At 46.2% G+C, this 11,906-nt stretch carries 13 protein-coding genes; 6 read left to right on the forward strand and 7 right to left on the reverse strand.

All coding sequences use genetic code 11. The features are described from left to right. Positions 1-86 precede the first annotated feature (86 nt). The 6 genes from arsB to C8E01_RS17320 form a co-directional block, all read right to left on the reverse strand. Entirely contained in the window at positions 87-1,172 is a 1,086-nt protein-coding gene (gene arsB, locus C8E01_RS17295; RefSeq protein WP_116544713.1) for an ACR3 family arsenite efflux transporter, read from the reverse strand. A gap of 12 nt (positions 1,173-1,184) precedes the next feature. After that, positions 1,185-1,961, reverse strand: coding sequence for a metallophosphoesterase family protein (locus tag C8E01_RS17300; RefSeq protein ID WP_116544714.1), 777 nt, complete (start codon positions 1,959-1,961; stop codon positions 1,185-1,187). A gap of 45 nt (positions 1,962-2,006) precedes the next feature. Beyond that, entirely contained in the window at positions 2,007-2,474 is a 468-nt protein-coding gene (locus C8E01_RS17305) for a DUF6428 family protein (RefSeq protein WP_116544715.1), read from the reverse strand. Positions 2,475-2,513: 39 nt separating this feature from the next. Next, a complete protein-coding gene (locus C8E01_RS17310) occupies positions 2,514-2,846 on the reverse strand; it encodes an ArsR/SmtB family transcription factor (RefSeq protein ID WP_116544716.1) in 333 nt (110 codons plus the stop codon). 150 nt (positions 2,847-2,996) lie between these two features. Continuing rightward, a complete protein-coding gene (locus C8E01_RS17315) occupies positions 2,997-3,494 on the reverse strand; it encodes a VOC family protein (RefSeq protein WP_116544717.1) in 498 nt (165 codons plus the stop codon). A gap of 70 nt (positions 3,495-3,564) precedes the next feature. Next, complete coding sequence (locus tag C8E01_RS17320) at positions 3,565-4,140, reverse strand: sigma-70 family RNA polymerase sigma factor (RefSeq protein ID WP_116544718.1); 576 nt, start codon at positions 4,138-4,140, stop codon at positions 3,565-3,567. A gap of 518 nt (positions 4,141-4,658) precedes the next feature. Between C8E01_RS17320 and C8E01_RS17325 the strand changes: the two genes are divergently transcribed. Both C8E01_RS17325 and C8E01_RS17330 read left to right on the forward strand, forming a co-directional pair. Next, positions 4,659-6,848, forward strand: a complete 2,190-nt coding sequence (locus C8E01_RS17325; protein WP_116544719.1) for a TonB-dependent receptor — start codon at positions 4,659-4,661, stop codon at positions 6,846-6,848. An 8-nt stretch (positions 6,849-6,856) separates the two neighbouring features. Then, the gene (locus C8E01_RS17330) at positions 6,857-7,651 is read left to right on the forward strand and encodes a cation transporter (RefSeq protein WP_116544720.1); all 795 of its coding nucleotides are present in this window, start codon (positions 6,857-6,859) and stop codon (positions 7,649-7,651) included. A gap of 163 nt (positions 7,652-7,814) precedes the next feature. On the opposite strand, the gene C8E01_RS17335 is transcribed toward C8E01_RS17330, so the two are convergent. Further along, positions 7,815-8,780, reverse strand: a complete 966-nt coding sequence (locus tag C8E01_RS17335; RefSeq protein WP_116544721.1) for an arsenic resistance protein — start codon at positions 8,778-8,780, stop codon at positions 7,815-7,817. A 309-nt stretch (positions 8,781-9,089) separates the two neighbouring features. On the opposite strand from C8E01_RS17335, the gene C8E01_RS17340 reads away from it, so the two are divergent. The 4 genes from C8E01_RS17340 (at position 9,090) to C8E01_RS17355 (ending at position 11,597) form a co-directional block, all read left to right on the forward strand. After that, a complete protein-coding gene (locus tag C8E01_RS17340; protein WP_116544722.1) occupies positions 9,090-9,650 on the forward strand; it encodes a recombinase family protein in 561 nt (186 codons plus the stop codon). 385 nt (positions 9,651-10,035) lie between these two features. Beyond that, positions 10,036-10,710 (forward strand): hypothetical protein, encoded by a 675-nt coding sequence (locus C8E01_RS17345; RefSeq protein WP_116544723.1) that lies wholly within the window; start codon positions 10,036-10,038, stop codon positions 10,708-10,710. A 15-nt stretch (positions 10,711-10,725) separates the two neighbouring features. Further along, the gene (locus C8E01_RS17350; protein WP_116544724.1) at positions 10,726-11,136 is read left to right on the forward strand and encodes a hypothetical protein; all 411 of its coding nucleotides are present in this window, start codon (positions 10,726-10,728) and stop codon (positions 11,134-11,136) included. Positions 11,137-11,189: 53 nt separating this feature from the next. Next, positions 11,190-11,597, forward strand: coding sequence for a hypothetical protein (locus tag C8E01_RS17355; protein WP_116544725.1), 408 nt, complete (start codon positions 11,190-11,192; stop codon positions 11,595-11,597). The last annotated feature ends 309 nt before the right edge of the window (positions 11,598-11,906 follow it).

The raw sequence follows: 11,906 nt of genomic DNA on the forward strand, positions 1-11,906 counted from the left end.
TAATACAAAAAGGTGACCTACAAGCGCCACCTTTTTGCTTAGCATACTTGGGCTGCATGGGTAGCCCGAGTAGTTTGAGATGGCTTTCAGGAAGTAATAAGTTCCTGCTCCTTGCTGTACCACTTCCGTTTAAACCAGAAGGCAACGTTAACCAGCAATATCAGCGCTGGCACTTCCACCAGCGGTCCAATCACGCCAGCAAACGCCTGACCTGAATTGATGCCGAAGATACCGATGGCAACGGCTATGGCTAACTCGAAGTTATTGCCCGTAGCGGTGAAGGAAATAGCGGTGTTCTTGGAATAATCCGCTCCCAATTTCTTGCCAACCACAAAGCTGACCACGAACATGATGGCAAAGTACAGCACCAGCGGCACGGCTAATTTCAGCACATCGAATGGTATGTTCACAATGGTGTCGCCTTTCAGGCTGAACATCAGCACGATGGTAAAAAGCAGGGCGATGAGTGTAATGGGCGATATGAACGGGATGTATTTGTTGTTGAACCAGTCAAGTCCTTTCCAGCTTATCAGCGCATAGCGGCTCACAATACCAGCGAAGAACGGGATGCCCAGATAAATCAGCACGCTCTCGGCTATCTGCCCGATGGTGATGTCAATCTCGATGCTGTTGACCCCGAAGTACGGAGGAAGCACCGAGATGAACAGGTAGGTATACAGACTGTAAAAGAAAATCTGGAAGATGCTGTTGAGTGCCACCAGACCAGCCGCATATTCTCTGTTTCCTTCTGCCAGTTCGTTCCACACGATAACCATGGCAATGCATCGGGCGATGCCTATCAGTATCAGCCCTATCATGTACTCTGGCTCGTTGTGGAAAAACAGTATCGCCAGAAAGAACATCAGCAGCGGACCGATAACCCAATTCAGCAGCAGGGAGATGCTCAGAATCTTCACGTTTCGGAACACCTCGCCCATCTTCTCATAGCGCACCTTCGCCAGCGGAGGGTACATCATCAGTATCAGCCCGATGGCTAAGGGGATGTTGGTGGTGCCGCTGGAAAAAGAGTTGATGAAGGTGGAGGACTCGGGCAGGAAATAGCCGATGCCCACGCCCAGGAACATGGCAAGAAATATCCACAGGGTCAGGTAGCGGTCAAGAAAACTCAGTTTCTTTCGATTGTGGGTAGGTGTACAGTTGGTAGCGCTCATATCGTTATCCTTTTAGCAGCCTTTTCTCAGATTCTCAGCATAGGCATTGGGCAGGATGCAGTCCTCAATGGCTCGGGCTGCCTTCTCATAGTCATATTTGAAGCGGATGAACTCCACCTCCACGCTGTCCTTATCCAGCACGGAACTCTTATCGTTTATCGTGAGCATCACGTAGCCCCCACGGTTGTCGCCATCCTTGGGCTTGCCCACAGAGCCGATGTTGATGGCGTGGCGGTAATGGTTGTTGCCATCCTCACCTGAGTTCAGTATGCGATGATACGGCTTATGGGTATGCCCGAAGCACAGGATGTCGGCATCAGCGTCCTTCATGATGCGCAGCAGGCTCTTTTCGTCTCGGTCTTCAAACAGGTACTCGTTTATCTTCCTTGGGCTGCCATGCACCAGCAATAGGTTCAGTTTGTCGTTGTTCAACTGGTACTCCACTTTCAAGTGCGCTGGCAGTGTTCGCAGGTACTGGCGTTGCTCGGGCTTGATGATGTCGTTGGTAAAGGAGATGGAAACGGAGCCGTTGGCTTTTTCCTCGTCCGTTTTATAGGCGCAGCCGCAGTCATTGCTTTCCCTGCCGATGCCAAAGTCGTAGTTGCCTGCAATGGTCGGGATGTTGCGCCTGCGTATTTCGTCCACCACCTCGTTTGCCCAGATGTTGTAGCCCACCAGGTCTCCGAGGCAGTAGATAAAATCTGGTTTCCTGTTGTCCACGTCCTCGAAGAACGCCTCTAACGCAGGCAGGTTGGCGTGGATGTCACTGAAAAGAGCTATCTTACTCATGTTGTCCTTTGGGTTGGATGGAAATTATGAGGGAACACTGGCTGCTTAGCAGCAGCCACCTCCTGGTGTGCAGGTGTTGCCCGACTGTATCTCTCTGAGGTTGATTCTCAGTTTCTCTTTCGGGATACCGCACTTGTCTGGGGCAAGGCAATTGGTCGTTTTGGAAAGTAGCACGAAGTGATTCCCGTTATAGCCAAGGTCGTACTTGCCAATGGTCTCCCCTTGGTATTCCACTTCAATGTCCAGGTCCTCTATGCCCAGGGCTTTCTCCGACAGGGCGATGATATTAAGCAGTTTCTGAGGCTTTAATCGGTGGTCAAAGTCGTTGGCATCCCATAGCTGGAAGTTCGCCACCTTCTCGGTGCGCACCGTTCCACCACAGTCGATGAAGTGCTTGGTCACCACACCCACCTCGGTCACGTGGAAATGTTCTGGCACTTTCGTGCCGTTTTCCAACTCGAAGTCCACCGCTTTGGCTGTTTGCAGAATGTGCTTTACCTCTGATAGTTTCATGCTATTATATGTTTAACTATTAATCGTGTGTTCTCTTGTTTAGCAACAGGCAGTGTTCTGGCTTCTGACGCCATCCAGCAGGGCAGCAAAGTAGCCGTTCAGATACTCGATTGCTCTTTCGTCCAGGCAGTAGCAGACAGCGTTGCCCTCCACCGTGCCTTTGATGATGCCAGCGTTCTTGAGTTCTTTCAGGTGCTGCGAGACCGTTGCCTGCGCCAGTGGCAGTTCGCTCACGATGTCACCGCACACGCAGGATTTGGCTTTGAGCAGGTGTTCGATGATGGCGACTCTCGCTGGATGCCCCAAGGCTTTGAGCAGGAGGGCAGTCTTGTTTTGCGCCTCCGTGTAGTGTTCGGTTTTCGTCAATCCCATAGCTTCTAATCGGTTGATTGCAATATTACGATGAACTTTAAAAAGGGAAAAGAAGTTCCGCTGTTATTTTCGAAATTATCGCTTAAAACCAAGGGAGGCAGCACTTGCCGTACCGCCTCCCTTGCAAATCATGTAAGCCCTGTGATAACTTTATTTTATAGAGCAGCTTCCATCGCAGGCAGGCGCTTCTACCGCCTCGGAGACAAGTGCGTCAATCCCATCGTTGCCATCCCATTTCTCCATCACCTCGGGTGCAGGTCTGGCATTGATGCCTTCTCCGTACACCGTGGCGGTGCCGTGTGTGTAGAAGGCTTCCCAATCCACTCCCTGCGGGTCTGTTATCCATGACTTCTGGCTCTTGGAGTAGCAGCAGGTGCATTCGCCTTCCTCGAACACCGTGCCTTTGGCGTTCTGCATGTTGACGTAGACATCCTGCAACTCTTCATCGGTGTCCACTTGCAAGCCCAGATGCTCGATACCCGTTTCCGCATGTCCTGTGGAGATGGCGAAGTTCACCCGTGGGTCTTCCAGCATCCACTTGGCGTAGTCGGGCTTGACCACGGTGGCATCCGTGCCGAACAAGGCGTTGTAGAAGGCGATGCTCTCACCTAAATTTTTTACTCTGACGTGTACGTGAAATCTTTTCATGGCTGTGTCAATCTTACGTTTAGTTCTTGTTTGTAAGGAAGACTGACCAGCCTCGGAAAAGACGCAGGATTCACTCGATTTTTTTCCTGTGGCGCTGCAACGGCTCGCAGCTTTCCTTCACGCTGAACCCAATGACGTTGCCGCTGGCATCGGTCTCCATCGTGCAGCAGGTCTGTATCTCCTTTTGAAGCATTTCCCTGGCTCGCTGGATACGGCTCTTGGCGGCACTCAGACCCAGGTTCAACTGCTCGGCAATGTCAGCCTGCTTCACCCCTTCGATGTCCGAGAGGTACAGGGGGCGTGCGTACTTCTCGGGCAGCAGGTTGATTAGCGGCTCCACGTACTCAGCCAGCTCACGCCATACTTGGTTCTCTTCCTCCTGGCTCGGCTCAGGTATTTCATCGGTAAACTTCTTTTGCCTGCGCCAATAGTCCACGATGGCGTGGTTGGCAATCTGGAACAACCACGAGTCAAGCTTTTGTATTTCCCTGTCGGAGCAGCAGGCACTGTAAATCTTCATTAGCACCTCCTGCATGATTTCATTGGAAGCGTCCGTGTCTTTTACTCTGCTCAGTATGTAGCCTGTCAGAGCTTTTTGGTAGTCGAGCCACAGAGCCGATGCCTGGGAGTATTTTGAAATCTTCATACAAGCGTTGATAAGGAGATAATATGTAAGTTAATAACTGCCTATCATATTCAGTCAAACTTCCCACGGATACTAAATCCCACTATACATAGCTACGCAAAGCCTTGAGCATTAAGATTAGAAGCCGTATCTTTGCATTGTGAAAGCTCTGACTATCATATTAGCACTATTAGTAACTTTGCTCTCGGTTTCGCCTTGCTGCATCTCCGATATCTGCGAAATCGATAGTAAAAAGACCGAACAAGCGGATAATCATGACGCAGATACAGAAGTCTGCTCCCCTTTCTACAGCTGCTCAACCTGTATCGGTTTTACGGTGTATGACTTCACCCTTGAGCCAGCCTCTTTGTTTTCACATAGCTCAGTCCACCACCCAGGCTACAGGCAAAGCCTGTTTCCCCAGTTCTACCATTCCTTCTGGCAGCCCCCGAAGCTAAGCTAATGCCATAACATTGTAGTTCTGTGCGGTGCATTCCTGTACCGTACCTTTTTCTATTATAGCGTTAGATTAACCCAGAATGAAGAAATGCATAATTGTATTGCTCCTATTGCTGAGCAATACCCTGGCATATAGCCAAAACTCGCTCAAAGCCATCATCAGAGATAGCGAAACGAATGCTCCACTGCTCGGAGCAACTGCTGCCGTATACGGTACAGCGATTGGTGCAACTGCCGATGCCAACGGTGAACTTGAACTGAGCAACATCCCCGATGGCACCCACATCATCAGGTTCGGCTTCATCGGTTACGAGGACAGGCTGGACACGCTTCGTTTTCCGTTTGCCCAGGCAACTCCGCTGGTGGTGCTGTTGGAACCAAGCGGTGAAGAACTGGAAGAAGTAGTGGTCACCACCACCCGTAGCAGCCGTACTATTGAGAAGCTACCTACCCGAGTGGAAGCCATCACGCTGGAAGAACTTGGCGAGAAAGCGAACATGAAGCCAGGCGACATCCGCATGCTGCTCAGTGAAAGCACGGGTATCATGACGCAGCAGACATCCGCTACCAGCGCCAATGCCAACATCCGCATCCAAGGCTTGGATGGGCGCTACACGCAGATACTACAGGATGGGTTTCCGCTCTACTCAGGCTTTTCCAGCGGGCTGAGCATCATGCAGATTCCTCCCCTCAACCTCTACCAGGTGGAGGTAATCAAGGGCAGTTCCTCCACCCTCTACGGTGGCGGTGCGATAGCTGGTCTTGTCAACCTTATTACCAAAAAGCCGACCGATGAAGGAGAACTGAGCCTGATGGCGAACGTTACCAGTGCGAACGGGCTTGACCTGAGCGGTTTCTACGGCAAGAGGTTCGGGAAATTCGGAGTCACCGTATTTGCATCCAGAAACGCCAACCAAGCCTATGACCCTGCCGATATCGGCTTCTCTGCCATTCCAGAGTTTGAGCGCTACACCGCAAACCCCACACTCTACTATTACCCAAGTGACCGCACAACGCTTTCTTTGGGTGTTAACGCATCGCAGGAAGACCGCCTGGGGGGCGACATGCGCTACATCGCTGAGAATGATGAAGGCGATTTCTACTTTGAGCAGAACAACACGGAACGCCTATCAACGCAGTTTGACTTAGAGCATCGTTTGTCAGAAAACTCCCTGCTATCGGTAAAAAACAGCCTGAGTTTCTTCAACCGAGACATCGCAGTGCCTGACTATGATTTTGATGGAAAGCAGACCGCCAGTTTCAGCGAGGTAGCATACAGCCTCGATAGAGGGAGAACGGATTGGGTGATAGGCGCAAACCTCTGGACAGACAACTTCTCGGAGCGAAGTGCCGATGCCGTTGGAGCAAGGGATTATGATAACACCATCGTTGGCGCTTTTGCCCAGAACACGTTCACGCCTGCGGAATGGTTTGTATTGGAATCGGGACTAAGAACCGACTATGTCACCCCTACGCCAGCCAACAAGACCAAAGGGCTTTTTGTGCTGCCCAGGGTATCGGCTCTGTTCAAGCTAAGCGACAGACTTACTTCCCGTATCGGTGGTGGCATGGGCTACAAGACCCCGACCATCTTTACGCAGGAGGCAGAGGACATCACCTTCCGCAACATCCTTCCGCTCAACATCAGCCAAACAGAGGCGGAGACCTCCATCGGGGGCAACGCTGACATCAACTACAGCACCTTCATCGGGGAAGAGGTCACCTTCAGCATCAACCACATGTTCTTTTATACTTATATGAACAGTCCGCTCATCCTCACGCTGCGACCAGACAACCTTTATGAGTTTCAGAACGCCAACGGGTACGTGGACACCAAAGGCGTGGAGACCAACATGAAGTTAGGCTACGAGTGGGCGAAGCTGTTCCTTGGCTACACCTACACCGATGCCAGGCAGCACTACAACGGAGAAGTGAATGACATGCCGCTTACGCCCAAGCATCGGGTGAACACGGTGCTGATGCTGGAAAAGGAGGACAACTTCCGCATCGGTCTGGAAGCCTACTACTTCTCCCCACAGCGGTTGACAGATGGCAGCAGAGGGCGTGATTACTGGATAAACGGAGTGATGATAGAGAAAATGTTCGAGAGGTTTTCCCTGTTCCTCAATTTCGAAAACATCTTCGACACCAGGCAAAGCAGGTTCGGCAGCATCTATACTGGCAGCATGAGAAACCCTGATTTCAATGAGATTTATGCGCCCGTGGATGGCAGGGTAATAAACGGTGGCATTAAACTGAACATTTTATAGTTACCGCTATGGAAAAATCTACTTTTAAAATACAGCACATGGACTGCGCCTCTGAAGAGAACATGGTGCGCATGAAGCTTGATGGCGTAACCGCAGTTAAAAGCATGGACTTCGACTTGCAGAAGCGAGAGGTAACCATTTTTCATTCTGGTGAACTTGAAACCATAGAAGCCCATATCAATGAACTCGGCTTAGGCTCTTCCCTGCTCTCAACCGAAAGCACAGAAGAGGATTTTGTGGCAGAGGATGCACAGGGTCAGAGGAAGCTTCTGTGGACCGTGCTGCTGATTAACTTCGGGTTCTTCGTAGTGGAAATGACCACGGGTATCTTCTCCAAATCCATGGGGCTGGTCGCTGATAGCCTGGACATGCTTGCCGATGCACTGGTGTACGGGTTGAGCCTGTTTGCGGTAGGCAGTACTGCCACCAGGAAGAAAAGCATAGCAAAGGCAAGCGGTTACTTTCAGCTTACGCTGGCTGCGGTCGGGTTTATAGAGGTAGTGCGCAGGGTAATCGGAGATGAACCGATGCCAGACTTCGGCACTATGATAGTGGTGTCCATTCTTGCTCTTGCTGCAAATGCGCTCTGCCTTTACCTGTTGCAAAAGAGCAAAAGCAAGGAAGCGCACATGCAGGCAACGATGATTTTCACATCGAATGACATCATCATCAACGGTGGCGTTATCCTGGCTGGTGTATTGGTTCTGTTAACGGATTCAGCCTTACCTGACCTGATTGTAGGTGCTGTTGTCTTTGTAATCGTTATCAGGGGAGCGTTCAGGATTCTGAAATTGGCGAAGTAGCCATGAATCTACTTCTTAGATAGAGCCAAGGACTTTCTATGGATGCCTCAATCTACACATGAATGATGCACATTATTATATACCGAGGTATGATTAAGAAGTAAGAGGAAATACTTTACTAAAACAACAGGGGCTGTTCAAGCACCTGAGCAGCCCCTGTTGATTACTTACTGACCAACTTCCTCCTAAAGAGCAGCAGAGCCTGTGAAAACAGACCTAAAACTGGTAGTTCTACCAGTGGACCAACAATCAGTGCCAACGCAATCAATGGTGTGTCAGGGAATGCAGCAACAGCTATTGCCAGTGAAACAGGAGAGTTTCTTGCCAGCGTGGTCAGGCTTAGGCTAACAGAATCTGCGTAGCTGAACCCTGCCCACCTACCTGCAAGTCTGCTGAGAACAAAGTTTATGATGAAGAAAATGAGCAGTGGTATGAGCATAACATACAGTACCTCCAAATTGCCAAGCAGCAGTTTTCCCTCCGATGCGAACATTGCCGTAATGGCAAGACCAAGAAATACGATTTGCATGGACTCAAAGAACGGAAGCAACCTGTCCTGGAACATCGTCTGCCTTCTTGAACTGAGCATGAAAAATCTTGTGGCTTGTGCAAGCCCGAAGGGAACGGCAATGACCAGCAGGATGCCTTCAAGCAGTGCCTCTATCGGCAGCATGCCTGTCTGGTTAAAGAACAGCAGCAGGTAAACAGGCAGCAGAACCACCTGCAACAACAGGTTAAGGGGCAGTATGGCAGCAGCCAGCACTGTGTTTCCTTTCGATATACCCGTGAAGATGATGTACCAGTCGGTGCAGGGTGTTACCATCAGCATGACGAATCCAATCCAAAGAGCCTGCTGGTCTGACAGGAAAAGATAACCTAACAGGTACGCCAGCAGCGGTGTCCAGACGAAGTTGATAAGAAGGCTTATGGTCACGAACCTCTTATGCAGGAACCCTTGCTTTAGCCCTCGTAGCGGCATGGCTAAGAACAAGCCGTAAAGCATGAGCATCAGGAACGGGATGATGAAAGAGGCTGCATGCGCTTCTACAAGAGGTATCTGTGTAAGCAGCAACCCAAGCAGTACCGCTACCAGAATGATAAGGGTGTGGAATTTGTTTAGAAGACTCATAAAGTGTTCGCTGTTGCTAAAAACTGTTGCGGTTCATGCGAGAGTTAAAGTTACTGCAATAATCCTTTTTTCACAGTCTACCCTTTTACGCTGAACTCCCAACAGACATACTATACAAGAGGCAGGACAGTAGCATTATGCCTTATTGTACATGCAGGAAAACGAATGTTTTCTTAACTGCTCACACTCTAAAACTCCAATGCTCTTGGCTGGACGTATAGGCAAATTAAAAAGTAAAGAAACCCAGTAAGTTATTCAAAGTAAATTATTATATTTGAATAACGAGATATTTAACTAAATCTGTTCTTTATGCTGATAGGATACGCAAGGGTCTCTACTGTTCTTCAGAACGTGGACCTGCAACACGATTCACTCACCCAAGCAGGCTGCGAGAAAATCTTCACAGACAAAATCTCAGGCACTGTGTCTGAAAGACCAGCTTTGTCCAAGCTAAAGGAAATATTGAGACGTGGTGATACTTTAGTCATATGGAGGCTGGACAGGCTCGGACGTTCTTTGAAAGATTTAATCGAGTGGATGAACTACTTGGAAAGCGAGGGTATCGCACTCAAAAGCTTACAGGAGTCGATTGATACTTCTACCGCAACAGGTAAGCTTATCTTCCACATTTTTGCTTCGATGGCTGAGTTCGAGCGGAATCTTATTCAGGAGCGTACCCAAGCTGGTCTCGCAGCAGCAAGAGCAAGAGGTCGTGTCGGTGGTCGACCAAAGAAAATGAACAAAGAAAAAATAAAATTAACAGTTAAGCTTTATCAGGAGAAGCAACATTCAGTAGATGCTATTTGTGAGATGATGGGTATATCAAAGCCGACTCTATATAGCTATGTAAAAGAAGAAGCTTTATTATAAATCTACTATTTGACATGTGATGCCGCCAAAGCATGCTTGTATATCAGACATTGAAAAAAAGCTACTGTAACAGGTAGCTTTTTTGTTGCCTCTCTTTTAATACTACTGGTTGACTCACTTTATACAACATAATGATATACTATAATCTGTTATACATTACATTTTACCAGGCATAAAAAATTTTTAGCCAAATAAAAAATTTATTTATGTCTAAACATAGCACCATTGCTATATTAACTGACTGATAATCATCACTATTAAGTTGTTATGCAAATATATATAATATGTTTGTATCTGATAATCAGAATGTTACACTTTGATTTGCTTTAATTTATTTGTACATTTGCAGTATAGAAATCAATAAATATTAACTCATTACTAATACATGAAGCACATAGTTTACAAGATTAAAAAAGCAGGTACAGAGAATGATTTTATGCATCACGATAAGCAAACCTTTTCAGATGATGTATCTAAACAGAAAGTCTACACATCAGAAAACAGTGTGGATAAAGTAGCAGATAGTTTTGAGTCAAAAGGAATAGGTGTAGAGGTCATAGAATTCTATTTAGTGGAAAGAGATGTAGAAGCTGAGTATAAACAGGAGCAAGAGATAGCAGCAGCTTCTTTATTGCCCGAGCATCGCAATGAGGAATTTGTAAATATTACATTAAAAGAAGCTGCTGAACTTTTAAGAAATGAGTTACAGAAAATAAAGTATTATCACAATGAAGAAAAGTTAGATACTTCTCAAATGACATACTACTATAGTGAAGATAATTATGAGGATGATATCTATAATATTACCTTCTGTGAAGGTGAAGATGAGGGTGAACCAGTCGGAGAATGTTTAGTTGAAGCAGTACCATTTATAGAAGATAAGAAGCTTATGATGCACTGTATAACCTATTCTAATATCAAAGCAATTGACAGAAAAGGTAGAGAAAATAGGGATGCTTTCTATGCGATTGAAATAGATATTAAAAGCTATATCATGTTACGTGACAGGAACATACAACTTAAAGAACTGCTAAGTGATGAAGAATTTATGAATTCATAAAATACAGTTTAGAATATGACAAATTTTGAAATATCCGAATCCATTCTCATAAAAGAATATTTGAAAGAAATAGAATGCGAATACTCAATCAATGATGAGGATGATGAAGTATTAGTAGTTATTTATTCAAGTGATTATGCTGGTTTTGATTCCTTTATAGCTGTTAAAGAAGGTGTCGGTGTAGAAGAACTTGAAGACCACGAAGATTTAAAATGGTTGAGAAGCGATTACTTGTGGGATTATTACCCAAAGACAAAAAAAGCCATGGATTTATTAAAAGATGATTTCAAATGCGAACTCAGGGCTGTTTATTTAAGAGAAGAGGTCGTTGATTTGGATTTCAGAATTAAAATAAATGACATTAAACAGAAGTATCTAATAGAATTAAGAAAGGATATAATATCTGGAATTTTAGCTGATGAATAAAATTTCAAACAGATAAGAAATCACAAACGAAAATAAGAATAACATATTGATTAATGAATAAAGATATACTAAAGCACATTTTGAAAAAATATGGTGAAATGTCAGTTACCAACCTGATGAAAAACCAGAAATTAGTGAAGCACGCCAAGGGAGAGAAGGTGAGAAACACCTTTATCGTAGCCAAAGATGCATGTGACGATGTTGACAGTAAATCAGTGTTGAACTTTAAAATAGAAGATTTAAAGTTTATGGGTGCTGATGAATATTTGATTTACTTCACAATTGAAAACTCTTATTTAATTAAGGCTGAGTATACGACCTACAAAGGACACATTATCATCCTGCATACCACAGCGCATGAACTATCTGATTGGCAAACTACAGTTGGTTACGATGAAGAAGGTAATGAGGTGAAAGAATTAATTGATTTGGGATTCACAGTTGACATTGCAACTCTATAGAACTGTATAGAGCGTATAACACCACCATATGAGAAGCTGTTGGTTGCGTTATACTGTACAACCAAACGTACTTCACTTCTCGTTAATAACTTAGGTATGACCTAAAAATCCCTAATCAAAACATCCTTGCTCTACTGCTTACATTGCTGTTTGCTTGTGCATCATCAATTGAAGATATACTTAGGCTAAGTGGCAGTGCAGCGTGAAACTTAAAGAGGCTGTAAAATAAACTGTGTCAAAGGATTAGCAGTATTACCTTTAACACAGTCACCATGGAAGAGAAAAACGAGCTGGATCTGGAAAAGATCA

This window comes from Pontibacter virosus, from assembly GCF_003096355.1.
Classification (GTDB): domain Bacteria; phylum Bacteroidota; class Bacteroidia; order Cytophagales; family Hymenobacteraceae; genus Pontibacter; species Pontibacter virosus.

Excerpts from the sequence above, each read along its gene's own strand:
- C8E01_RS17305 (WP_116544715.1), bottom strand. The coding sequence starts at position 2,474 with ATGAAACTATCAGAGGTAAAGCACATTCTGCAAACAGCCAAAGCGGTG.
- C8E01_RS17335 (WP_116544721.1), bottom strand. The coding sequence starts at position 8,780 with ATGAGTCTTCTAAACAAATTCCACACCCTTATCATTCTGGTAGCGGTA.
- C8E01_RS17310 (WP_116544716.1), bottom strand. The coding sequence starts at position 2,846 with ATGGGATTGACGAAAACCGAACACTACACGGAGGCGCAAAACAAGACT.
- C8E01_RS17315 (WP_116544717.1), bottom strand. The coding sequence starts at position 3,494 with ATGAAAAGATTTCACGTACACGTCAGAGTAAAAAATTTAGGTGAGAGC.
- C8E01_RS17325 (WP_116544719.1), top strand. The coding sequence starts at position 4,659 with ATGAAGAAATGCATAATTGTATTGCTCCTATTGCTGAGCAATACCCTG.
- C8E01_RS17340 (WP_116544722.1), top strand. The coding sequence starts at position 9,090 with ATGCTGATAGGATACGCAAGGGTCTCTACTGTTCTTCAGAACGTGGAC.
- C8E01_RS17330 (WP_116544720.1), top strand. The coding sequence starts at position 6,857 with ATGGAAAAATCTACTTTTAAAATACAGCACATGGACTGCGCCTCTGAA.
- C8E01_RS17320 (WP_116544718.1), bottom strand. The coding sequence starts at position 4,140 with ATGAAGATTTCAAAATACTCCCAGGCATCGGCTCTGTGGCTCGACTAC.
- C8E01_RS17355 (WP_116544725.1), top strand. The coding sequence starts at position 11,190 with ATGAATAAAGATATACTAAAGCACATTTTGAAAAAATATGGTGAAATG.
- arsB (WP_116544713.1), bottom strand. The coding sequence starts at position 1,172 with ATGAGCGCTACCAACTGTACACCTACCCACAATCGAAAGAAACTGAGT.
- C8E01_RS17350 (WP_116544724.1), top strand. The coding sequence starts at position 10,726 with ATGACAAATTTTGAAATATCCGAATCCATTCTCATAAAAGAATATTTG.
- C8E01_RS17345 (WP_116544723.1), top strand. The coding sequence starts at position 10,036 with ATGAAGCACATAGTTTACAAGATTAAAAAAGCAGGTACAGAGAATGAT.
- C8E01_RS17300 (WP_116544714.1), bottom strand. The coding sequence starts at position 1,961 with ATGAGTAAGATAGCTCTTTTCAGTGACATCCACGCCAACCTGCCTGCG.